The following is a 22,989-nucleotide window of genomic DNA, read 5'->3' as shown; positions in this document are numbered from 1 at the left end:
GAGCGCGTCCAGAAGCTCCTGGAGGACCTGACGGGCCAGCGGCTGATGTTCAACTACTTCCGGCTCGGCGGGGTCGTCTGGGACCTGCCGGAGCCGCGCGAGGAGTTCTTCTCGAACACCCGCGACTTCCTCGACCAGCTGCCCGAGTCCGTCGAGGAGTACCACAACCTCGTCACCTCCAACGAGATCTTCCAGATGCGGACGATCGGCACGGGGATCCTCCCGCCGGAGGTCGCGAAGAACTACGGCGCGACCGGCCCCGTGCTCCGCGGGTCGGGCGTCGACTACGACCTGCGGCGCGACGACCCGTACGGCTACTACGACGAGCTCGACTGGGACGTCGTCACCGAGGAGGGGTGCGACAACTTCAGCCGCCTGCTCGTGCGCATGCGGGAGGTCGAGGAGTCCGCGAAGATCATCGAACAGTGCGTCGATCTCCTCGAGGACTGGCCCGAGGACGAACGCAACATCCAGGCGAACGTGCCCCGCACGCTCCGCCCGGACGACGACACCGAGATCTACCGCGCCGTCGAGGGCGCGAAGGGCGAACTCGGCATCTACATCCGCGCGGACGGAACCGACAAGCCCGCCCGCTTCAAGATCCGGTCGCCGTGCTTCTCGAACCTCCAGACGCTGCCGGAGATGGCGAACGGCGAGTACATCCCCGACGTCATCGCGGCGCTCGGTAGCCTCGACATCGTTCTCGGGGAGGTGGACCGCTGATGGGGGCGGCACCCGCACAGCTGTTCCCCGAGTTCCTCGTCGAGACGTTCGGCCTCCCTGGCGTGCTCGGCGAGGTCGTCGCGGCGCTGATCGCGGCGGCCGTCGTCGGGAACATCGTCCTCGCGTTCACCGGCGTCGCCGGACCGTGGGCGAAACGGAAGATCACGGCGGCGTTCACCGACCGGATCGCGGTCAACCGCGTCGGTCCGTTCGGACTCCTGATCATCCCGGCCGCCGCCGTCCAGCTGCTCGCGAAGGAGCTCATCGTCCCCGAGAACGTCGATCGTCCGTCGTGGGACATCGCGCCGGTCATCCTGCCCGCGTCGGCGCTGCTGGGCTTCTCGGTGATCCCGATGGGTCGGCTCGGACCGATCAACTTCCAGCTGGCGGACCCCGAGGTCGGGTTCGCACTGGTGTTCGCGTTCGCCTCCATAGCCTCGATCTCGCTGGTGATGGCCGGCTACGCGTCGAACAACAAGTACTCGCTTCTCGGCGGGCTTCGCGCGGTCGCACAGAACCTCGCGTACGAGATCCCGCTCATCGTCACCGCGATGTCGGTCGTGATCTTCGCGGGGACGCTCCAGATGAGCGGCATCGTCGAGGCGCAGACGGCCACGTTCGTGACGGTCGCCGGGATCGACGTGCCGGCGTGGTTCGCGTTCGTGAACCCCTTCGCGTTCGTCCTGTTCCTCACGGCGAACATGGCGGAGATCGGACGGAACCCATTCGACATCCCGGAGGCGCCGACGGAGATCGTCGGCGGGTACCAGACGGAGTACTCCTCGGCGTACTTCGTCCTCTTCTACCTCGGCGAGTTCGTGCACATCTTCCTCGGCGGCGCGATCCTCGCCGTGACGTTCCTCGGCGGCGCCGCCGGGCCGGGCCCGGAGAGCATCGGCTTCATCTGGTTCGTGGTGAAGATCTGGGGCTTCTTCCTGTTCACACAGTGGGCCCGCGCTGCGCTGCCGCGCGTCCGCATCGACCAGCTGATCGAGATCGGCTGGAAGGGAATGCTGGTGCTGTCGTTCGCGAACCTGGTTCTCACGGCCGTAATCGTGGGGGTGATTGCGTAACATGATCGGACTGCTGAAATCCATGGCGACGACGATGAAGCACGCGCTGGACGGGACGACGTTCACGGTGGAGTACCCGGAGGAGGCGCCCGAGGTGAGCCCGCGCTTCCGCGGCGTCCACAAGTTCAGCCAGGAGCGGTGCATCTGGTGTCGGCAGTGCGAGAACGTCTGCCCGAACGACACGATCCAGATCGTCCAAGACGACCAGCGCAACGGGGAGCAGTACAACCTCCACATCGGGCAGTGCATCTACTGCCGGCTCTGTGAGGAGGTGTGTCCCGTCGACGCGATCCTGTTGACGCAGAACTTCGAGTTCACCGCGGACACGAAAGACGACTTCGCGTTCAACAAAGAACAGCTCAAGAACGTCCCGTGGTACAAGGGAATCGACCCGCTGGAGTCCCGAAACCCCGATCGCGGCGCGTGGATCGGGGAGGGCGACGGCGAGGTCGACTACCAGTAGCGGGCGCGTCTCGAAATCTTCAAAGGGACTCTCATAGGAGACAAACACAATGGTTTATGCTACCATCGCGTTCGGGCTGTTCGCCGCGGTCACGCTGGCGTTCGGCCTCGGGGTCGTCCTGGCGCGCGACGTGTTCCACGCCGCGTTGCTTCTGGGCGGTGCCCTCACGAGCGTCGCGGTGCACTACGTGATGCTGCAGGCGGAGTTCATCGCCGCCATGCAGATCCTCGTCTACGTGGGCGGGGTTCTCATCTTGGTCACGTTCGCCGTGATGCTCACGCGATCGGACACGGAAACGGAGGTGAATAGCGCATGAGCGACGACGATTCCGGAAGTCGCGGGCGTCTCGTGCCCGCGGTAACGGTCGGACTGCTGTTCGCCGCGATGGCCCTGACGGCGCTGTCGGCGGACTTCAGCTCGGGGGCGGCCGCGTTCCCGGCCGACGCGTCGGTCGTCCACAACATCGGGTACGCCCTCTTCAACCTCGGCGAGTACGACGTCGCGACGATCCCCTCCGAGGGGTTCCTCGCCGCGTTCCTGATCGCCGCGGTCGCGCTCGACGTCGCCGTCGACGGCGCCGTCTACCTGGCCAAACGGGAGCGAGACGACTCGATCGTCACCGCGATGGGCGACGCGTTCACCGACGGCGGCCGCGACGGAGGTGAGCGGCGATGACCGCCGTCGCGTCCTCGATTCCGCCGGAGTGGTACCTGCTGCTCTCGGCCGCCGTCTTCTGTATCGGCCTGTTCGGCGTGCTCACGCGGCGCGACGCGCTGTACTTCCTGATGAGCGTCGAGCTCATGATGAACGCGGCGAATATCAACTTCGTCGCGTTCGCGCTGTACTACGGCGACCTCACGGGACAGGTGTTCGCGCTGTTCGTCATCGCGCTGGCCGCCGCGGAGGTCGCGATCGGCATCGGCATCATCCTCGTGTTGTACCGCAACTTCGGGGTCACAGACGTGACCGTTCCAACGGAGATGAGGTGGTAACATGATAGACGTGTTCTCATACGTTCCGGCGATCGTCCTCCTGCCGTTCTTCTCGTTCCTGATCGCGCTCGGCGCCGGCAAGCACCTCCCCAAGGGAGGCGCGTTCGGCGGTATCGCGGCGACCGCGGGGTCGTTCCTGCTGTCGCTGTGGGTGCTCGCGACGGTCGCGGGCGGCGGATCGGCGAACCGCACCGTCTACACGTGGGCGAGCGCCGGCGGGATCGGCCCGACGGACGTCGAACTCACGTTCGGGATCCTCGTCGACCCGCTGTCGTCGCTCATGCTCGTCATCGTGACGCTCGTCGCGCTGCTCGTGCACGTGTTCTCGCTCGGGTACATGAACGACGAAGGCGAGACGGGCCTGCCGCGGTACTACGCCGGACTCGGGCTGTTCACGGCGTCGATGCTCGGGTTCGTCGTGGCCGACAACCTGCTGATGGCGTTCATGTTCTTCGAGCTGGTCGGGCTCTGCTCGTACCTGCTCATCGGCTTCCACTTCCGGGAGCCCGGCCCGCCGTCGGCGGCGAAGAAGGCGTTCCTCGTCACCCGCTTCGGCGACTACTTCTTCCTCATCGGCGTCGTCGCGGTCATCGGGACGTTCGGCACCGCGCAGTTCGCGGGACCGGAGTCGTTCCCCGCGCTCGCGGAGTCGGCGCTCGCCGGTGACGGGTCGGTGGCGTGGACGCCCGGCGGACTCGACCTCCAGACGTGGCTCACCGTCGTCGGCCTGCTCGTCCTGGGCGGCGTCGTCGGGAAGTCGGCGCAGTTCCCGCTGCACACGTGGCTCCCCGACGCGATGGAGGGCCCGACGCCCGTCTCCGCGCTGATCCACGCCGCGACCATGGTGGCGGCCGGCGTCTACCTCGTCGCGCGGATGTACGGCTTCTACGCGCTGACGCCGACGACGCTCGCGGTGATCGCCTTCATCGGCGGCTTCACCGCGCTGTTCGCGGCGACGATGGGCGTCGTGAAAGACGAGCTGAAGCAGGTGCTCGCGTACTCCACCATCTCGCAGTACGGCTACATGATGCTCGCGCTCGGCGCGGGCGGGTACGTGGCCGCCGTCTTCCACCTGACCACCCACGCCTTCTTCAAGGCCCTGCTGTTCCTCGGCGCCGGCGCGGTGATCATCGCGATGCACCACAACGAGGACATGTGGGACATGGGCGGGCTGAAATCGAAGATGCCCGTGACGTACTACACCTTCCTGGCCGGGTCGCTGGCGCTCGCGGGCATCTTCCCGTTCGCCGGCTTCTGGTCGAAAGACGAGATCCTCTACGAGGTGCTCGTCCACGCGCCGGGCGAACCGCTGCTGTTCGGCGGCTACCTGATGGGGCTGCTCGCGGTCCCCGTCACCGCCTTCTACACCTTCCGGATGGTGTTCCTGACGTTCCACGGCGACCCGCGCAGCGACACCGCGCGCGACCCCGAACCCGTTCGCTGGAACGTGAAGGGGCCGCTGACCGTGCTGGGCACGCTCGCGGTCGTCACCGGCCTCATCAACATGGTGCCGGTACAGAAGGTCCTCGGCCTCGAGGGGATCGACCTGCTCCACCGCTGGCTCGACAACGAGTGGGGCGGCGTCGAGGGGCTCTCCTCGCACCACTACGGCGACATCGGGCCGTACAGTAGCGAGTACGTCGTCGGCGGCGAGGTCGCCACGGTGCTCGTCGGCGCGGCCGTCTCGCTCGGCCTGGCGCTGACCGGACTGCTGGTGGCCTGGCGGCTCTACAACGTTCCGTCGCCGACGGAGCACACGGCGAAGCTCGGCGGGATCAAAGACGTGCTGTACAACAACTACTACCTCGACGAACTGCAGGTATGGCTCGCGTATCGAACCGAGGACGCTGCCGGCGGCGCCGACACCTTCGATCAGGGCATCATCGACGGCGTCGTCAACGGCGTCTCGTCGGTGAGCCTCATCGGCGGTGACCGGGTCCGACAGCTCCAGAGCGGCGTCGTCTCGCAGTACACCGCGCTGCTCACGCTCGGGCTGGTCGCGCTGATCCTGGTCCTCGGGGCCACCGGGGGGTGGTTCCTGTGATCCTCGAAGCGCTCATCGCGGCCGCGTTCGTGAGCGCGCTCGTCGTCATGCTCTCCCCGAACGAGTGGGCGGGACGGCTCGCGTTCGCGCTGAGCCTGATCCCGTTCGCCGGGTCGCTGTACCTCTGGTCCGGCTTCGACGGCTCGGGGAACGCCCTGACGGGCGGCGAGATCGCCTACCAGACCCAGATCGAGTGGCTCGAAGTCGGCGGCCGCTCCGTCTCGTGGTTCGTCGGTCTGGACGGGATCAGCCTTCCGCTCGTCGTGCTCACGACCTTCCTCGTCCCCCTGGCGATCCTCAGCGCGTGGACTCCGATCGACTCTCGCCAGAGCCAGTTCTACGGGCTGATGCTGTTCATGGAGGCGAACCTGCTCGGCGTGTTCACGGCGCTGGACTTCTTCCTCTGGTTCGTCTTCTGGGAGGCCGTCCTCGTCCCGATGTACTTCCTCATCGGTATCTGGGGCGGGCCACGGCGGAAGTACGCCGCGATCAAGTTCTTCGTGTACACGAACGCGGCGTCGCTGTTGATGTTCGTCGGCTTCATGAGCCTCGTGTTCGCGCTCGGCGACTCCGTGAGCTCGTTCGCGCTCCCGGAGATTACGGGGGCGATCGCGGACGGCGGCCTCGAGACCTGGTTCAACATCTCGCCGGACCGGATCGCGCTGGTCGCGTTCCTCGCGATGTTCCTCGGGTTCGCCGTGAAGGTCCCGATCGTTCCGTTCCACACGTGGCTGCCGGACGCGCACGTCGAGGCGCCGACCCCAGTGTCGGTGCTCCTGGCGGGCGTCCTCCTGAAGATGGGGACGTACGCGCTGCTCCGGTTCAACTTCACGATGCTGCCCGACCAGGCGTCGGCGCTCGCGATTCCGATCGCGGCGATCGCCGTGGTCAGCGTCATCTACGGTGCCATGTTGGCGCTGGCCCAGACGGACCTCAAGCGCATCGTCGCGTACTCGTCCGTCTCGTCGATGGGGTACGTCATCCTCGGGCTCGTCGTGTTCACCGAGTACGGCGTCGGCGGCGCGACGTTCCAGATGGTCGCACACGGCCTCATCTCGGGACTGATGTTCATGTCCGTCGGCGTCATCTACAACGCGACCCACACGCGGCTGGTCGGCGACATGGCAGGGATGGCCGACCGGATGCCGGTCACGGTCGGCATCCTCGTGGCCGGCGCGTTCGGCTACATGGGACTGCCCCTGATGGCCGGCTTCGCCGGCGAGTTCTTCATCTTCGTGGGGTCGTTCTCCGCGCCGACGCTTCCGTACGCGCCGGTCTTCACCGCGCTCGCGATGTTCGGCATCGTGATCGTCGCCGGCTACCTGCTGTCGGCGATGCAGAGCACGCTGTTCGGGCCGTTCGAGCTCGCGACCGACTACGAGGTCGGTCCCGCGCCGTTCCACGACGTCGCCCCACTCGCGGTGCTCCTGGTGGCGATCATCGTGCTCGGCGTCGCGCCCGACATCTTCTTCGAGATGATACGCGACGCGGCCGTTCCCGTGGTCGAGGGGGTGAGCGTCGATGGTTAACGCGCTCCCGCAGGTGGCGGCGCTGCTTCCGGCCCTGCTGCTCGCGTTCACCGGGCTCGCGCTGCTGCTCGTCGACACGATCAGTCCGGACACCCGGTCGAACACGTCGATGGCGGTCGTGAGCGCGCTCGGCGCGCTGGGCTCGCTCGCGGCGACCGTCTGGTTCGTCGTGTCGGGCACCGGCAGCGTGGACACCGGCGGCGCGATCCTGCTGTTCGCCGACGCCGTCAAGGTCGACACGCTGGCGCTGTTCTTCACCGCCATCTTCGCATCCGTGACGGCGCTCGTGGTCGTCGCGGCCCACGACTACTTCCACGACCACCCGAACCCGGCGACGTTCTACTCGCTGACGCTGTTCGCGGCGACCGGCATGTCGCTGCTCGCGGTCGCGAACTCGCTCGCGGTCGTGTTCGTCGCCCTGGAGATGGTGTCGCTGCCGTCGTACGTGCTCGTGGCGTTCCTCAAGCAAAACCGCGGCAGCGTCGAGGCGGGGCTGAAGTACTTCCTCGTCGGCGCGCTCTCCTCGGCGATCTTCCTGTTCGGCATCTCGCTGGTGTACGCGGCCACCGGGTCGCTGATACTCGCCGACGTGGCCGACGTCATCGGCGACATCGCCGCGGGAACCGACGGGCTGGACAGCCGCAGCGGGATCGCCGGCCTCGGGGTCGTGATGATCCTCGGGGGCGTCGCGTTCAAGACCGCCTCCGTCCCGTTCCACTTCTGGGCGCCGGAGGCGTACGAGGGCGCGCCCGCGCCCGTGAGCGCGTTCCTCTCGTCGGCGTCGAAGGCGGCCGGCTTCGTGGTCGCGTTCCGCGTGTTCACGGAGGCGTTCCCGGTCGGCGCGTCGCTGTCGGCCGACATCAACTGGGTGCTCGCGTTCGGCATCCTCGCGGCCGTGACGATGACGCTCGGCAACTTCGCGGCGGCCGTCCAGGAGGAGGTCAAGCGGATGCTCGCGTACTCCTCGATCGGCCACGCCGGCTACGCGCTCATCGGCGTCGCGGCGCTCTCGGCGGACGGGAGCGGCAACGGCGCAGTGATGGGCGCGGCGATGGCGCACCTGCTCGTCTACGGGTTCATGAACACCGGCGCGTTCCTCTTCGTCGCGATGGCGGAGCGGTGGGGCGTCGGACGGACGTTCGAGGACTACGCCGGGCTCGCCAGTCGCGCGCCCGTCGCCTCGACGGCGATGGCCGTGTTCATGTTCTCGCTCGCGGGGCTCCCGCCGTTCGCCGGCTTCTTCTCGAAGTACTTCCTGTTCATGGGCGCCATCGACAACGGCTTCCTGTGGCTGGCGGCGTTCGGCGCCGTCAACAGCGTCGTGTCGCTGTACTACTACAGTCGGGTGGTGAAGGCGTTGTTCATCGACGACCCCGCGTCGCCGAGCGCGCTGGACGCGATCGACGTCCGGCCGACGGCGCTGTACGCCGCGGTCGTCTTCGCGGCGGTCGCGACGGTGCTGCTGCTTCCCGGCTTCGGCCCGGTCATCGAGACCGCCGAGGCGGCGGCGTCCGCGCTGTTCTAGCGGCCTTCGCGGCCAGCGGCCCGTTTCTCACGATTTCCCGTCCGTTCTCGCTTCGTGCGGTCGACTCGACGGTCCCGCCGGTAACCGCAGGTATTCCCGCGTCCGGGCCTTCGGTCCGGTATGAGCAGGAACCGAGCGTACCGCTGTCTGAACTGCCTCGAGTACACGGTGGGGCGCGAGTTCGACACCTCCCACCTCTCGGTCACGTGTCCGAACTGCGGCTCGTTCGAGCGGTTCGTCAACGACGCGGTGTTTCAACAGTACCGCGCGTTCGAGGAGTCGCCGCCAGCGGAGATCGACTGGGCGCGACTGGACCGGACCGAGAAGCTGACGATCGCCGAGCGGCTCGTCCGCTCGACCAAGACGCTGGCGGACTTCGCCATCGTCGAGGGGAAGGCGTCGGTCGGAAAGGGGAACGCGTCGGCCGGGGACTGAGTCAGCGCGCGTACAGCTTCTCGCCGACGAGCGCCGCGAGGCCGCCGTCGGCGCTCGGCGTGACCGCCACGTACGGTCGGTCGACCGGGCCGAACACGTCGACGACGCGACCGACCGTCGAGAGCGACTCGTCGACGACGGACGCGCCGATTCGCGGCGGCGCTTCGCCGCGCTCGCCGCGGGCGATGGCGAGCCCCCCGGCGGTGCGGACGACGGTGCCGACGCGGCGCATCGTCACTCTCGGATGACCCCGAGGTAGGCGGCGATCGCCTGGACGAGGTCGTTTTTCGCCGTGTCCTCGGTACCGCGGACGACGACTGCGCCCCGCGGCTCGAACTCCCGGGAGTACGCCTTGTCGCGCTCGATCACCGCGTCGTAGCCGACCTGCTGGACCGCCTTGGCGATCTCGTCGACGGTCGGATCCTCGACCGCGAGGTCCTGCGGGACGCGGCGCCCCTCCGACCGCGACAGCTCGGCGTCGAAGTACGCGGGATAGACGACGTTCTCGACCATATCGGAGAGGCGGGTGCGCGGCCTAAGGTCGTTTCGGACCCGCGCGAACGCGGGCGCGGCGCCGCTCCCGTCGCCCGCGACGCTCAGTCGGTCCGAAACTCGAAGCGCGCTCCGCCGCTCTCGCCGGTCAGCGCGCGCGCCTTCCAGCCGTGCGCCTCGGCGATGCGCTCGCTGATAGCGAGGCCCAGCCCGGTCCCGTCCTCGGCCGTGGTGAACCCGCTCTCGAAGAGGCGGTCCGCCGCTCCGTCGGGGAACCCCCGCCCGTCGTCCTCGACGAAGAAGCTCGTGGCGCCCGTCGAATCGCGGTCCCCCCGGAACGACGCCTCGCCCACGCGGACGGTGAGCGGGTCGGCCGACGGGCGGTCGCGGTCCGCGCCGTCGTCGGACGGAGTCCGGTTGCCGGCCGAGCCGTGTTCCACGCTGTTCCGAAACACGTTCTCCAACAGCTCGCGCGTCCGCGGGGGGTTCGCCTCGAGCGTCACGTCGCCTTCGACGACCAGCTCGGCGTCGCCGGTGTCGACGCTCGCCCAGGCGTCCCTCGCGAGCGCCGCCAGAGAAACGGACTCCACCTCACCGACCGCGCGGCCCCGTCTGGCGAGCGAGAGCAGGTCGCCGACGAGCTCGTCCATGCGGTCCAGCGCCTCGGCCGCCTTCTCGAGGTGCGCCGGGTCCTCGGTCTCCTGCGCGAGGTCGACGTACCCCTCGGCGACCGAGAGGGGGTTCCGGAGGTCGTGTGAGACGATGGAGGCGAACTCGTCGAGCCGCTCGTTCTGCCGGCGGAGCGCCGTCTCGCGCTCGCGCCGCTCCGTCACGTCGGTGTAGATGGCGTACCCCGAGACGTTCTCGGCGTCGAGCCGGATCGGAATGACGTGGAGGATGAAGTGGCGGACGCCGTCGACCGTCCGCCGGCTCACCTCGCGACGGACGTTCTCGCCGCGCTGAAGGCGCGCGTTGAGCTCTGCGGCCTCCTCGACGGCCGCCTCGTCGTCGGGCACGATGTAGTCGTCGACGGACTCACCGACGACGGTCGCCGCGTCGTAGCCGAACGTCTCCTCGAACGCGTCGTTGACCCGGTGGACGATCGGATCGCCGTCGGCGTAGTCGTACGCGACCGCGGGGTCGGGGACGTTCGAGAACAGCGCGAGCAGGCGGTCCCGCTCCGCCCGGAGCGCCTCGTCGACGCGGATCCGGTCGAGTGTCTCCTCGAAGTGCGAGGCGAGCAGCCCGGCGAGGCGGCGGTCCTCGCCGTCGAAGCCGTCCGGGTCGTCCGTCGCGAGCTGGAGAACCGTGTCGTCGCCGACCGGGAGGGTGAGCAGCGCGTCGTAGGGGCTTCCGTCGTTCGAGGCCGGCCCTACCGCCGGCTCTCCGGTCTCGATCACCGACCCGGCCGACCCGTGACCGACTCGGACCCGCTCGCAGTCTCCGACGGGGACGTCGGCCGACATCGCGACCGGCTCGACCCACTCCCCGTCTCGGACGCCGACGAGACAGTGGTGCGTCGGAAAGGCCTCGTCGGCGACGGCGACGATCGTCCGGTGCGCCGCTTCGACCGACCGGACCGACGCCAGCCGCGTCGTGCCCGCGTTGAGCCGCTCGACCCGCGACGGCCGCCCGGCGGGCGCTTCTCGCGGGGACTCGCTCGCGAGGAGCCACCGAAGCGTGGCCGTCAGATCGGCCGTCGTCCTCGCGACCGCGTCGACCTCGGGGGCCGTCGCCACGTCTCCGGTCGGGTCGGCGACGAACGCGACGATCGAACCGGTCGCGTCGCGCGCACGGGCCCGGTCGAGGCCGTCGCGGTCGCGGACCACGAACGCGTCCGCGTCGGAGAGCGCGCCGTCGTCGGCCCCGGCGGGCGCGACGACGCGGACCGCGATCTCCTCGGGGAGGTCGACGGCGAACGCGTCGTCGGAGAGGTCGTCGTCGAGCGGATCGGCGGCGAGGAAGAGAACCAGCGAATCCTCGCTGGACGCGGGGGTCACGGTCGCGTAAATCTCCGACTGCGACGAGATAAATTTTCCCGTCTGCGGCGGGTCCGCCCCGTCCGCGCGTCGATTCCGGCGTCCGCCGCCGCGGACCGCCCCCGGAACCCTTTTAGACGAACACGGGTCACGTTCCCCTAATGAGCGATCTCGAAGCGGAGTACCGCCTCGACTACTTCGAGGAGGAGGGGTTCGTCCGGAAGGAGTGTCCGTCCTGTGGCGCGCACTTCTGGACGCGGGACGTCGACCGCGAGATGTGCGGCGAGCCGCCGTGTGCGGACTACAGCTTTATCGACGACCCCGGGTTTCCGGAGCCGCACTCGCTGTCGGAGATGCGGGAGGCGTTCCTCTCCTTTTTCGAAGCCCACGGACACGAGCGGATCGACCCGTACCCCGTCGCGGCGAACCGCTGGCGCGACGACGTGCTCTTGACGCAGGCGTCGATCTACGACTTCCAGCCGCTCGTCACGTCGGGCCAGACGCCGCCGCCGGCGAACCCCCTCGCCATCTCGCAGCCGTGCATCCGGATGCAGGACATCGACAACGTCGGCAAGACGGGCCGGCACACGATGGCCTTCGAGATGATGGCCCACCACGCGTTCAACACGCGCGAGGAGGTCGACGAGGACGAGTACGCCTACCACGGCGAGGTGTACTGGAAGGACGAGACGGTCGCGTACTGCGACGAGCTGTTCGAGTCCCTCGGCGCCAACGTCGACGAGATAACCTACATCGAAGACCCGTGGGTCGGCGGCGGCAACGCCGGCCCCGCGATCGAGGTCATCTACAAGGGCGCGGAGCTGGCGACGCTCGTCTTCATGTGCATGGAGCGGGACCCCGACGGCGAGTACGAGATGAAGGACGGGAACACCTACTCGTTCATGGACACGTACATCGTCGACACCGGCTACGGGCTCGAGCGGTGGACGTGGATGAGCCAGGGCACGGCGACCGTGTACGAGGCGGTGTACCCCGACGCGATCGACTTCCTGAAGGAGAACGCGGGGATCGAACACACGGAGGCGGAGCGGGAGCTCGTCCACCGCGCCGCGAAGCTCTCCGGCCGGCTGGACATCGACGACGTCGACGACGTGGAGGACGCGCGTGGCGAGATCGCGGACCGGCTCGACGTCGACGTCGACCGACTGCGCGAGCTGGTCGAGCCCCTCGAGTCCATCTACGCGATCGCCGATCACTCGCGGACGCTCGCGTACATGTTCGGCGACGGGATCGTCCCCTCGAACGTCGGCACGGGCTACCTCGCGCGGATGGTGCTCCGCCGCACGAAGCGGCTCGTCGACGAGGTCGACGTCGACGCTCCCCTCGACGAGCTCGTCGACATGCAGGCGGAGCGGCTCGGCTACGAGAACCGCGACACGATCCGCGAGATCGTCCGCACGGAAGAGCGGAAGTACCGGGAGACGCTCGAACGCGGCTCCCGAAAGGTGGAGGCGCTCGCCGACGAGTACGCCGGCACGGGCGAGCCGATCCCGACCGAGGCGCTCTTAGAGCTGTACGACTCCCACGGCATCCAGCCGGACATGGTCGCCGACATCGCGGCCGACCGCGGCGCGACCGTCGACGTGCCGGACGACTTCTACGCGCTCGTCGCCGACCGCCACGAGGAGGCTGACGCCGACGGGGGCGGAGACGAGGCCGACGAGCGGCTCGGCGACCTCCCCGAGACGGAGAAGCTGTACTACGACGACCAGGGCCGTACCGAGTTCGAGGCGGTCGTCCTCGACGTCTTCGAGCGCGAGGATGGGTACGACGTCGTCCTGGACCAGACGATGTTCTACCCGGAGGGCGGGGGCCAGCCCGCCGACCGCGGCCAACTCACCGCCGGCGAGACGGCGGTCAACGTGGTCGACGTCCAGGAGGCGGCGGGCGTCGTGCTTCACCGGACGGACGCCGATCCCGGCAAGGGCGAGTTCGTCACGGGGCAGGTCGACGGCGACCGCCGCACCCGGCTCCGCGCGCACCACACGGCGACCCACCTGATCGGCCACGCCGCCCGCGAGGTGCTAGGCGACCACGTCCGGCAGGCGGGCGCACAGAAGGGGATCGACTCCTCGCGGCTCGACGTCCGCCACTTCGAGCGGATCTCCCGCGAACAGGTCAAACAGATCGAGCGCGTCGCCAACGAGCTCGTCCGCGACGACGTGCCGGTGCGTCAGGAGTGGCCAGACCGCAACGAGGCGGAGGCCGAGCACGGCTTCGACCTCTACCAGGGCGGGGTCCCGCCGGGAACGAACGTCCGGCTGATCCACGTCGGCGACGCCGACGTGCAGGCGTGCGCGGGGACTCACGTGGAGCGGACCGGCGAGATCGGCGCCGTGAAGGTGCTGAAGACGGAGCCCGTCCAGGACGGCGTCGAGCGCATCGTGTTCGCCGCCGGCGGCGCGGCGATCGAGGCGACCCAGCGCACGGAGGACGCGCTGTACGACGCCGCCGCCGTGCTCGACGTCGACCCGCTCGACGTCCCCGAGACGGCCGAGCGGTTCTTCGAGGAGTGGAAGGGCCGCGGCAAGGAGATCGAGTCGCTGAAAGAGGAGCTCGCGGCCGCGCGCGCGTCCGGCGGCGCGGACGTCGAAGAGGTCGACCTGGGTGGAGCCACGGCCGTGATCCAGCGGCTCGACGGCGACGCCGACGAGCTGCGCGCGACCGCGAACGCCCACGTCGACGACGGCAAGGTCGCCGTCGTCGGCAGCGGGGCGGACGGCTCCGCGAGCTTCGTCGTCGGCGTTCCCGACGACGTGGACGTCAACGCCGGGCAGGTGGTCTCAGAGCTCGCCGCGCGCGTCGGCGGCGGGGGCGGCGGGCCGCCGGACTTCGCGCAGGGGGGCGGGCCGGACGTCGACGCCCTCGACGACGCGCTCGCGGCGGCGCCGGACGTCCTTCGCAGCCTCCAGGAGGCCTGAGGAACTCCCCGCGAGCTCTGTATGCCACACGCGAACAACGGCGGCGTCTCCATCCGCTACGAAGTCGACGCGGCCGACGCGGGCGATCCCGACGAGGCGGTCGTGTTCTGCGGCGATGTCGGGCTCGGCGCGTGGCAGTTCGGGTGGCAACACGCCGCGCTCGCGGGCCCCCACACCGTCATTACGCCCGAGACGCGCGGCGTCGGCCGGTCCGACGCGCCGCCCGGGCCGTACGCGGTCGAAGACCTCGTCGGCGACGTCGACGCGGTGTGCGCGGCGGCGGGGGTCCGGAACGCCCACCTCGTCGGCTACGGCCTCGGCGGGATGGTCGCGCTCGCGACCGCCCTCGCCTCCTCGCGCCCGGCGAGCCTGACGGTCGTGGGCACGCCTCCGTCTGGCGGCGGCTACAAGCCCGACGCGGTGTGGGCCGACCCGTCGGACCCGGCGGCGGTTGAGGGGTCGCTCCACGGGCTGCTCTCGGCCGACTTCCGCGAGGCGCACCCCGACGCGCTCCCGCGGATCGCGGAGTGGCGTCTCGCCGAGGACGCCGGTCGCGAGACGTTCGAGGCCCACCGCGCGGCCGTCGAGTCGTTCGACGTCGCCGACCGACTCTACGAGCTCACGACGCCGACGCTCGTCGTCCACGGGACCGACGACGCGGCCTGTCCGGCGCCGGCGGCCGAGACGCTCGCGGGGGGACTTCCCCGCGGCGAGCTCCGCGCGATCGAGGGCGCGCGCCACCTCGTCGGCGTCGAGGCGTCGGCCGCGGTCAACGACGCGCTGGTCGGGTGGCTCGCGGAGCACGGAACAGACACGTTCTCCGGGTAGTTCCGCCGCGTCAGCCGGGTAAGTCGACCGTACGACGCCGGGCCCTCCGGGTACTCCGGCCGTGCCTCCGCGTAATCCGGACTTACCGTGCGACGCGGTTGCGGTTCCGTGTCGCAACCGTTTTGCGTTCGTCGGCCTCAGTACGGTCAATGACACGGCTTCGGTTCGCCCTGCTTAACGCCGCCCACGACGGCGCGAGCACCTGGCGGAACTTCCGTCGGGAGCTCGACGCCGACCTCGTCGAGTTCGACGCCACCGACGGCCACCTCCCCGACCACACCGACTTCGACGGCGTCGTGGTCACCGGCTCGCGGTCGTCCGTCTACTGGAACGAGGCGTGGATCCCGCCGCTCGTCGACTACGTCGCCGACGCCGCCGCGGCCGGCGTCCCGGTGCTCGGCGTCTGCTACGGTCACCAGGTGCTCGCGGAGGCGCTCGGCGGGCGCGTGGCCGGCATGGACGGGTTCGAGATCGGGTACAATACCGTGCGGCGGCGCGGCGAAGACGAGCTGTTCGACGGGATCGGCGAGGAGTTCACCGCCTTCACCACCCACGGAGACACGGTGGTCGCGCTCCCGCCGGGCGCGACGCTCCTCGCCGAGAACGACCACGGCGTCCACGCGTTCCGTGACGGCCACTGCTGGGGCGTGCAGTTCCATCCGGAGTACGACGTCGCCACCGCCCGGGAGGTGACCGAGGGGAAACGCGAGCGGCTCGGCGACGCTCGGGTCGACGCGGTCCTCGAGGAGATCACCACCGAGGCGCACGACGCCGCCTGCGAGGTGAAGCGACTGTTCGACAACTTCACCGAGTACGCCCGACGGCTACGCGCGGAACGGGCGTCGCCGTCGGCCGACGACTGAGGTCGCGGCGCGCTCGTCGCGGTCGGTCACCGCCGATCGGTCGCCCGCCTCGCGTCGGCCGCCGGACCGTCTCGACCCGTCGAGCGAGGGCGTCGTCCGGGTCGAACACGCTTATACGGTTCCCGCCCGGAACCATCGTATGAACGTAGTACCGGACACCAGTGCGGTCGTCGACGGCCGCGTGTCCGAACGCGTCGCGGACGGGACCTACGAGGGGGCGACGGTGCTCGTCCCCGAGGCGGTCGTCGGCGAATTGGAGTCGCAGGCGAACGACGGGCTCGAGTCGGGCTGGGACGGGCTGAGCGAGCTCAAGCGGCTCGCCGACCTCGCGGACGACGGGACCATCGAGCTGCGGTACGTCGGCGAGCGCGCCGGCGGCGACGCCCGCTCACACGCCCACGAGGGCGACGTCGACGCGCTGATCCGCGACACCGCCGCCGACCACGACGCGACGCTGCTCTCCAGCGACGTCGTGCAGGCGGAGGTCGCCCGCGCGAAGGGGATCGACGTCGAGTACGTCGAGCCGGTGGCCCGCGGGGTCGTCGACGAGCTCCCGATCCAGGACTTCTTCACCGACGAGACGATGTCGGTCCACCTCAAGACGGGGACGAAGCCGAAGGCGAAGCGCGGCAGCCTCGGCGAGATGCGGTACGAGGTCATCGACGAGGAGCCGACGGGCGAAGAACAGATGCGGGAGTGGGCGACCGCCATCGTCGACCTCGCCCGCCAGTCGAGCGACGGGTTCATCGAGCTCTCCGACGACGGCATGGACATCGTCCAGTTCCGGAACTACCGGATCGCGGTCGCCAGACCGCCCTTCGCCGACGGGATCGAGATCACGGCGGTCCGGCCGATCGCGAAGACGACGCTCGACGACTACGAGTTCGCCGACGAGCTCCGCGAGCGCTTCCTCGAGCGAAAGCGGGGCGTGCTCATCTCCGGGTCGCCCGGCGCCGGGAAGTCGACGTTCGCGCAGGCGGTCGCGGAGTTCCTCAACGATAACGACTACGCGGTGAAGACGATGGAGAAGCCGCGCGACCTGCAGGTCGGCCCCGAGATCACGCAGTACGGCGCGCTCGGCGGCGAGATGGCGAACACCGCCGACTCCCTCCTCTTGGTCCGGCCCGACTACACGATCTACGACGAGGTGCGCAAGACGAACGACTTCGAGGTGTTCGCGGACATGCGGATGGCCGGCGTCGGCATGGTCGGCGTCGTCCACGCCTCCCGGGCCATTGACGCGCTCCAGCGGCTCGTCGGTCGCGTCGAGCTCGGGATGATCCCGCAGATCGTCGACACCGTGGTGTACATCGAGGCCGGCGAGGTCCACACCGTCTACGACGTGACCACGGAGGTGAAGGTTCCCGCCGGACTCACCGCCGAGGACCTCGCCCGGCCGGTGATCCAGGTGTCGAGCTTCGAGACCGGGCGGCCCGAGTACGAGATATACACGTTCAACCGCCAGGTCGTCACGGTGCCCCTCAACGACGAGGACGGCCGGGGCGAGAGCGAGACCGGCGTCGGCCGGATCGCGAAACAGGAGATCGAACGCGAGATCCGCTCGGTCGCGCACGGTCACGTCGACGTCGAGCTAACGGGGAACGACGGGGCGGTCGTGTACGTCTCCGAGGGCGACATCGGCACCGTCATCGGGAAGGGCGGCGGTCGTATCAGCGACATCGAGAACCGGCTCGGCATCGAGATCGACGTCCGCACGCACGACGAGAAGCCGCAGGAACGCGGCGGAGCGGGCGGTTCCGGCGACGGCCGAGGCGCGCCCGGCGCCGGCGGACAGGTCGGCGAGGAGCGAGGCACGGTCGTCCAGCCGGAGATCACCTCCCGGCACGTCGTCATCGACGTCGACGGCGGCGTCGGCGAGACGGTCGAGGTGCGCGCGGACGGCGAGTACCTGTTCACCGCCACCGTCGGGCGCGGCGGCGAAGTCCAGGTGTCGCGGGGCTCCGCGATCGCCGAGGAGCTGGAGGACGCGATCGACCGCAAGCGGACGGTGACGGTCGTTCCCGCGCGGTGAGGGGTTCGATCGCGCGCCGAGAAGTCGTCGACCTCGGCGTTCGTCGCGCCGGGTCGACCCCCTCGACCCCGACTCTCGATCTCCCTCGGCGGTCGAGATCGACGGACGCCGCCGCCGTCGTTCGACTCCAGCCCCTTCGTCGATCGTCGTACTCCATCCCTCCTGAAAGATAACGCTTTTTTGGCGGTGGTCGGAAGGTCACAGCATGTCAGACGAGTTAAAGCGCGGGCTCGAGGGCGTCCTCGTCGCGGAGTCGGAGCTGAGCCACGTCGACGGCGAGGTCGGAAAGCTCGTATACCGTGGGTACGACATCGAGGACCTCGCTCGCGGCGCGAGCTACGAGGAGGTGTTATACCTCCTCTGGCACGGCTCGCTGCCCACCCGCGGGGAGCTCGACGCGTTCACCGCGGACCTGGCCGCCGAGCGCGCCGTCGACGACGACGTGCTCGACACGGTCCGGACGCTCGCCGACGCGGGCGAGCGCCCGATGGCGGCCCTCCGGACGGCCACCTCCATGCTGTCGGCGTACGACCCGGACTCCGCCGACGACGCGGACGACGACGGCGACGTGGCGGAGACGGCCCGCCGACAGGGCCGTCGGATCACGGCGAAGATCCCGACGATCCTCGCCGCCTTCCAGCGCGCGCGTCAGGGCGACGACCCCGTCGCGCCGGACCCCGAACTCTCGCACGCCGGCAACTTCCTCTACATGCTCACCGGCGCGGAGCCCGACGACGTCAGCGAGGAGACGTTCGACATGGCGCTGACCCTCCACGCCGACCACGGCCTCAACGCGTCGACGTTCACGGCGATGGTGATCGGCTCGACGATGGCCGACGTCTACTCCGGGGTCACGGGCGGGATCGGCGCGCTCTCCGGCTCGCTTCACGGCGGCGCGAACCAGGACGTGATGGAGGTGCTCCAGGAGATCGACGACTCCGAGAAGGACCCGGTCGCGTGGGTGAAAGACGCCCGAGAGGACGGCCGGCGCATCCCCGGGTTCGGCCACCGCGTGTACAAGGTGAAAGACCCCCGCGCGCGGATCCTCGAGGAGAAGCTTCGCGACCTCTCGGAGTCCTCCGGCGACACGACGTGGCTCGAGTACACCACCGCGATCGAGGAGTACCTGACCGAACAGGGGCTTCCCGAGAAGGGGATCGCGCCGAACGTCGACTTCTACTCCGGCTCCGTGTACGACTCGCTGGGGATCCCGGTCGACATGTACACGCCCATCTTCGCGATGAGCCGCGCCGGCGGCTGGATCGCCCACGTGGCCGAGTACCAGACCGACAACCGGCTCATCCGTCCACGCGCCCGGTACACCGGGCCCGAGAGCGCCGAGTTCGTCCCGATCGACGACCGATAAGCGCCGTTCGGGCGAGACGGTTCGGCGCCGTCTCCCTTACGATCCCAGCTGCTCGCGGGCGAACTTCGCCAGGAGCGGGAGGTCGGTGAGGTGAATCAGCTTCGCCATCGCGGTCTTGTCGCCCTGGTTCGCCTTCTCGAGGGTGTCGTCGTCTGTACGCCGGAGGTCGCGCATGAACCGGTCGTACCGCTCGTTGGGCGCGAGGTACAGCAGTCGCGTGAGCATCAGCCGGGCGCGCATCCGCGGGGCCACGTCGCGGTGCCACAGCCGCTCGTAGACGGCGAGGCTCTCGGCGTCGAGTCGCCGCTTCGAGTCAGTGAGACACCGGTCGATGGTGGCGGCCGCGGCGCGGGCGGACTTCATCCCCTTGTGGATCCCCTCTCCCCACAGCGGGTCGATGCTGGGGACCGTGTCGCCGATGGCAAGGAACCGGTCGGTGTGCATCCGGCCGGGCATCTGGATGTGCGCGGAGCCGCGGTGGACCTTCCCGTCGATCCGGTCTGCGTCCGCGAATCGGGGGTCCCGTTCGATCCAGTCCTCGAGGTAGCCGTCGACCGTCTTTCCGTCCTCGGCGAACTCGCGGTGGCGGTCGTTCTGGATGTAACAGATCCCGACCTTGGCGGTGTCTTCGCCGGTCGCGAAGATCCACGAGTAGCCGCCGGGCGCGATGTCGTGGTCGAGTCGCAGCATCATCGCCCGCCGCAGGTCGGCGTACTCCGGGTGGTTCATCTCGACGCCCTCCATCTCGTACTCGATGCCGATCGCCTGGTTCTCCCGCTCCAGGTCGACGACGTCGAGCGACTTCGCGATCGGCGCGGCCGGTCCGGTGGCGTCGACGACCACCTCGGCGTACACCTCCTCGTCCCCGTCGTACCGAACGCCCTGGATGACGCCGTCGTCGTCGAGGACGGGGCGGGAGACGCGCGCGTCGAACCGGTACTCCGCGCCGTTCTCGCGGCCGTCCTCGACGAGGAAGCGCTTGAAGTCGGCGAACTCCAGGACGGCGCCCGGCTGGTAGCTCTCGTAGTAGCTGTTCGGCGACTCCAACACCACGTCGTCGGTGTACGACATCACGACGTCGTCGGGGATCCCGAAGCCGGACATCATCGACGGGAACGTCCCCGCGGTCGACTTGTTGCTCTGGCGGGGGAACTCGGCCTCCGGCTCCGTCTCGAGAACGACGACGTCGTAGCCGCGCGTCGCCAGATCGCGGGCGCACTGGGCCCCCGCCGGTCCGGCGCCCGCGATCACGACGTCGTAGCGATCGGTCATACATCACGTAATTCGGACCCACGTAATTAGGCTTGCTGAAACCGGTCGCGAACGGGCCGTGACCCGGCTCGGTCGCCGGAATTTGGCCGTCGAAAAAGGTCGGAATATCCGCGGTCGTCGCGGTCAGGTGAGGTGGAACGGCGCGGTCAGACGGTGGCGGACGCCCCCGTCAGTAGAACTCGCGAACGAGGTCCGTCGCGCCCTCGGGCGCGCCGTCCGGGATGACGGACATGTCCTCGTCGACGCCGTGCTGCTCGTGGTACGGCACCGACGCTTCGTTCTGGTAGATGACGCCCTGGTACTCCTTCCCGGAGTCGAGGATGACGTCCTTCGCGTCGTCGCGGTCGGTCGGGTCGTGGTCGGTCTCCTTCAGGTCGACAAGCGAGTCGCGGAAGTAGTCGTACGTGTCGACGTCGTTGAACGTGACGCAGGGGGAGTAGACGTTCACGAAGCCGAACCCGTCGTGCTCGACCGCCTTCTGGATGATCTCCTGGTGGCGGAGCGCGTCCGAGGAGAACGACTGCGCGATGAACGTCGCGCCGGACGCCAGCGCCAGCGCGTGCGGGTTCACCGGGGGTTGCTTCGGCCCCTCCGGGCTCGTCGACGTCTCGAAGTCCTCGCGGGAGGTCGGGGAGGCCTGGCCCTTGGTCAGCCCGTAGATGCGGTTGTCCATCACGACGTACGTCATGTCGACGTTGCGCCGGACGGCGTGGACGAAGTGACCCGCGCCGATGGAGTAGCCGTCGCCGTCGCCGCCGGCGACCATCACTTCGATGTCGGGGCGGGCCATCTTGACGCCGGTCCCGACCGGGAGCGCGCGCCCGTGAACGCCGTGGAGCGCGTAGCTGTGCATGTACGTGCCGATCTTGCCGGAACAGCCGATGCCGGCGACGACGAAGGTGTTGTCGGGGTCGTTCCCCGTCTCCGCGAGGGCCTTCATCATGCCGTTCATCGTGCCGAAGTCGCCGCACCCCGGGCACCATGTCGGCTGCTTGTCGGACTTGAAATCGGTGAATCGGATGTCTGAGCTCATTGATTACGCCTCCGCCCCCTCCGCGAGGGTCGCTTTGATCTCCGTTGCGAGTTCGTCGGCCTTGAACCGCACGCCGTCGTACTTGTTTATCCGGTCCACGCGCGCGAGCACGTCGTGCTCGACCAGGTTCGCGAACTGACCCCGCTCGTTGCACTCGACGACGATCACGTCGTCTGCGGCCTCGACGTCTTCGGAGAGGTCCGGCCGCGGGAAGACGTACGGCACCGAGAGCACCCGAACGTCGATCCCCTCGCCGTCGAGGATCTCGACCGCCTCGGCGAGCGCGCCCTCGTTCGACCCCCACGTGACCACGAGCGTGTCGGCGTCGGCGTCGCCGAACTCGCGCGGGCTCCAGTCCTCGCGCTCGCGGGCCGTCTCGACCTTCCGGTTGCGCTTGTCGACCTGTGCGACGCGCATCTCGGTGTCCTCGGTCCGGCGGCCCTGCTCGTCGTGTTCGAGTCCGGTGGACATGTGCGCGCCGTCGGCGGTGCCGGGGAACGCCCGCGGGGAGACCCCGTCGTCGGTGAGCTCGTGGGGCTGGAAGCCCCCGGAGTCGCTCATGTGGTCGTCGATGTCCGCCTCGTCGACGACGAAGCCGCGGTCGACCTCCACCTCGTCCATGTCGAAGGTGTCGGGAGTGAACGTCTGCTCGGTGACCGCCATCGAGAGGTCGGCGGTGAGGTAGACGGGGAGCTGGTACTTCTCGGCGAGGTTGAACGCCTCGACCGTCTTCCAGAAGCACTCGTCGATCGTCGTCGGCGCGAGCACGAACCGCGGCACCTCGCCGTGGCCGCCGTACAGCATCTGGTTCAGGTCGCCCTGTTCCTGTTTCGTCGGCATCCCGGTCGAGGGGCCCGAGCGCATCACGTTACAGATGACGAGCGGCGTCTCCGAGGTGGCGATCAGTCCGAACGTCTCCGTCATCAGGTCGATCCCGGGCCCGGAGGTGGCGGTCATCGACCGCGCGCCGCCGCGGGCCGCGCCGAGCGCCATGTTGATCGCGGACAGCTCGTCTTCGGCCTGCACGACGTGGCCGCCGTAGCGCTCGATCCGGCCGGTGAGGTACGTCATCACGTCGGTCGCGGGCGTGATCGGGTAGCCGGCGTAGAAGCGGCAGCCGGCGGCGATGGCGCCCATGCCGATGGCCTCGTCGCCGTTGAGGAGGACGTAGTCCTCGTCGGTGGTCTCCAACTCGTAGTCGAACTCCTCGTCGTACTCGTCGGCGACGTACGACTGCCCCGCGCGGGCGGCCTCCTTGTTGTTGTCGACGAGCTTCTGTCCTTTGTCCGCGAAGCGCTTCTCCAGCGCGGAGTCGAGGTTCTCGATGGGGAACGCGGCGACCTCACAGGCCGCGCCGAGCGCGACGACGTTCCGCATGATCGCCCCGCCGGCCTCCTC

20 protein-coding genes and 1 pseudogene are annotated in these 22,989 nt (G+C 69.2%); 15 read left to right on the top strand and 6 right to left on the bottom strand.

Annotation, left to right across the window (positions count from 1 at the left end):
• From U4E84_RS12490 to U4E84_RS12445, 10 genes and pseudogenes are all read left to right on the top strand, one after another.
• Positions 1-723, top strand: a pseudogene (locus U4E84_RS12490) (NADH-quinone oxidoreductase subunit C); the annotation flags it as partial.
• Positions 723-1,796 carry a complex I subunit 1 family protein gene (locus U4E84_RS12485; RefSeq protein WP_322532423.1) on the top strand — a complete coding sequence of 358 codons (1,074 nt, stop codon included), beginning with the start codon at positions 723-725 and terminating at the stop codon, positions 1,794-1,796. The pseudogene U4E84_RS12490 and the gene U4E84_RS12485, both read left to right, overlap by 1 nt.
• A gap of 1 nt (position 1,797) precedes the next feature.
• Positions 1,798-2,259 carry an NADH-quinone oxidoreductase subunit I gene (locus U4E84_RS12480; RefSeq protein ID WP_322532421.1) on the top strand — a complete coding sequence of 154 codons (462 nt, stop codon included), beginning with the start codon at positions 1,798-1,800 and terminating at the stop codon, positions 2,257-2,259.
• 49 nt (positions 2,260-2,308) lie between these two features.
• On the top strand, positions 2,309-2,575 hold the full coding sequence (locus tag U4E84_RS12475) for an NADH-quinone oxidoreductase subunit J (protein ID WP_004049822.1): 267 nt from the start codon (positions 2,309-2,311) through the stop codon (positions 2,573-2,575).
• Entirely contained in the window at positions 2,572-2,934 is a 363-nt protein-coding gene (locus U4E84_RS12470) for a hypothetical protein (RefSeq protein ID WP_322532420.1), read from the top strand. Before U4E84_RS12475 ends, U4E84_RS12470 begins: the two co-directional genes overlap by 4 nt.
• Entirely contained in the window at positions 2,931-3,251 is a 321-nt protein-coding gene (gene nuoK / locus U4E84_RS12465) for an NADH-quinone oxidoreductase subunit NuoK (RefSeq protein ID WP_322532419.1), read from the top strand. Before U4E84_RS12470 ends, nuoK begins: the two co-directional genes overlap by 4 nt.
• A gap of 1 nt (position 3,252) precedes the next feature.
• The gene (gene nuoL, locus U4E84_RS12460) at positions 3,253-5,295 is read left to right on the top strand and encodes an NADH-quinone oxidoreductase subunit L (RefSeq protein WP_322532418.1); all 2,043 of its coding nucleotides are present in this window, start codon (positions 3,253-3,255) and stop codon (positions 5,293-5,295) included.
• Positions 5,292-6,824 carry a NuoM family protein gene (locus U4E84_RS12455; RefSeq protein WP_322532417.1) on the top strand — a complete coding sequence of 511 codons (1,533 nt, stop codon included), beginning with the start codon at positions 5,292-5,294 and terminating at the stop codon, positions 6,822-6,824. Before nuoL ends, U4E84_RS12455 begins: the two co-directional genes overlap by 4 nt.
• On the top strand, positions 6,817-8,349 hold the full coding sequence (locus U4E84_RS12450) for an NADH-quinone oxidoreductase subunit N (RefSeq protein WP_322532416.1): 1,533 nt from the start codon (positions 6,817-6,819) through the stop codon (positions 8,347-8,349). The genes U4E84_RS12455 and U4E84_RS12450 overlap by 8 nt, the downstream gene beginning before the upstream one ends.
• A 120-nt stretch (positions 8,350-8,469) precedes the next feature.
• Positions 8,470-8,784: a hypothetical protein gene (locus U4E84_RS12445; RefSeq protein ID WP_322532415.1), complete on the top strand. Its 315-nt coding sequence runs from the start codon at positions 8,470-8,472 to the stop codon at positions 8,782-8,784.
• 1 nt (position 8,785) lies between these two features.
• On the opposite strand, the gene U4E84_RS12440 is transcribed toward U4E84_RS12445, so the two are convergent.
• The 3 genes from U4E84_RS12440 to U4E84_RS12430 form a co-directional block, all read right to left on the bottom strand.
• The gene (locus U4E84_RS12440) at positions 8,786-9,016 is read right to left on the bottom strand and encodes a Gar1/Naf1 family protein (RefSeq protein WP_322532424.1); all 231 of its coding nucleotides are present in this window, start codon (positions 9,014-9,016) and stop codon (positions 8,786-8,788) included.
• A gap of 2 nt (positions 9,017-9,018) precedes the next feature.
• Positions 9,019-9,297: a signal recognition particle subunit SRP19 gene (gene srp19 / locus U4E84_RS12435; RefSeq protein WP_322532414.1), complete on the bottom strand. Its 279-nt coding sequence runs from the start codon at positions 9,295-9,297 to the stop codon at positions 9,019-9,021.
• Positions 9,298-9,380: 83 nt separating this feature from the next.
• The gene (locus tag U4E84_RS12430; RefSeq protein ID WP_322532413.1) at positions 9,381-11,276 is read right to left on the bottom strand and encodes a PAS domain-containing sensor histidine kinase; all 1,896 of its coding nucleotides are present in this window, start codon (positions 11,274-11,276) and stop codon (positions 9,381-9,383) included.
• Positions 11,277-11,416: 140 nt separating this feature from the next.
• Between U4E84_RS12430 and alaS the strand changes: the two genes are divergently transcribed.
• From alaS to citZ, 5 genes are all read left to right on the top strand, one after another.
• Positions 11,417-14,197: an alanine--tRNA ligase gene (alaS, locus tag U4E84_RS12425; protein WP_322532412.1), complete on the top strand. Its 2,781-nt coding sequence runs from the start codon at positions 11,417-11,419 to the stop codon at positions 14,195-14,197.
• Positions 14,198-14,218: 21 nt separating this feature from the next.
• Complete coding sequence (locus U4E84_RS12420; protein ID WP_322532411.1) at positions 14,219-15,025, top strand: alpha/beta hydrolase; 807 nt, start codon at positions 14,219-14,221, stop codon at positions 15,023-15,025.
• Positions 15,026-15,174: 149 nt separating this feature from the next.
• Entirely contained in the window at positions 15,175-15,888 is a 714-nt protein-coding gene (locus U4E84_RS12415) for a type 1 glutamine amidotransferase (RefSeq protein ID WP_322532410.1), read from the top strand.
• A 139-nt stretch (positions 15,889-16,027) separates the two neighbouring features.
• The gene (locus U4E84_RS12410; protein ID WP_322532409.1) at positions 16,028-17,920 is read left to right on the top strand and encodes a PINc/VapC family ATPase; all 1,893 of its coding nucleotides are present in this window, start codon (positions 16,028-16,030) and stop codon (positions 17,918-17,920) included.
• A gap of 205 nt (positions 17,921-18,125) precedes the next feature.
• Entirely contained in the window at positions 18,126-19,286 is a 1,161-nt protein-coding gene (gene citZ / locus U4E84_RS12405; protein WP_322532407.1) for a citrate synthase, read from the top strand.
• 36 nt (positions 19,287-19,322) lie between these two features.
• Here the strand turns inward: citZ and U4E84_RS12400 are convergent, their stop codons facing one another.
• The 3 genes from U4E84_RS12400 to U4E84_RS12390 form a co-directional block, all read right to left on the bottom strand.
• Complete coding sequence (locus U4E84_RS12400) at positions 19,323-20,558, bottom strand: digeranylgeranylglycerophospholipid reductase (protein WP_322532406.1); 1,236 nt, start codon at positions 20,556-20,558, stop codon at positions 19,323-19,325.
• A 169-nt stretch (positions 20,559-20,727) separates the two neighbouring features.
• Positions 20,728-21,591 (bottom strand): 2-oxoacid:ferredoxin oxidoreductase subunit beta, encoded by an 864-nt coding sequence (locus tag U4E84_RS12395; RefSeq protein WP_322532405.1) that lies wholly within the window; start codon positions 21,589-21,591, stop codon positions 20,728-20,730.
• Between the two features lie 3 nt (positions 21,592-21,594).
• The coding region (locus U4E84_RS12390) for a 2-oxoacid:acceptor oxidoreductase subunit alpha (RefSeq protein ID WP_322532404.1) at positions 21,595-22,989 on the bottom strand (1,395 nt) is incomplete at its 5' end.

The organism is Halorubrum sp. AD140, from assembly GCF_034497445.1.
Taxonomy (GTDB): Archaea; Halobacteriota; Halobacteria; order Halobacteriales; family Haloferacaceae; genus Halorubrum.
The sequence above is the reverse complement of the archived record's forward strand: the minus strand, read 5'-3'. Positions and strand labels throughout refer to the sequence as shown.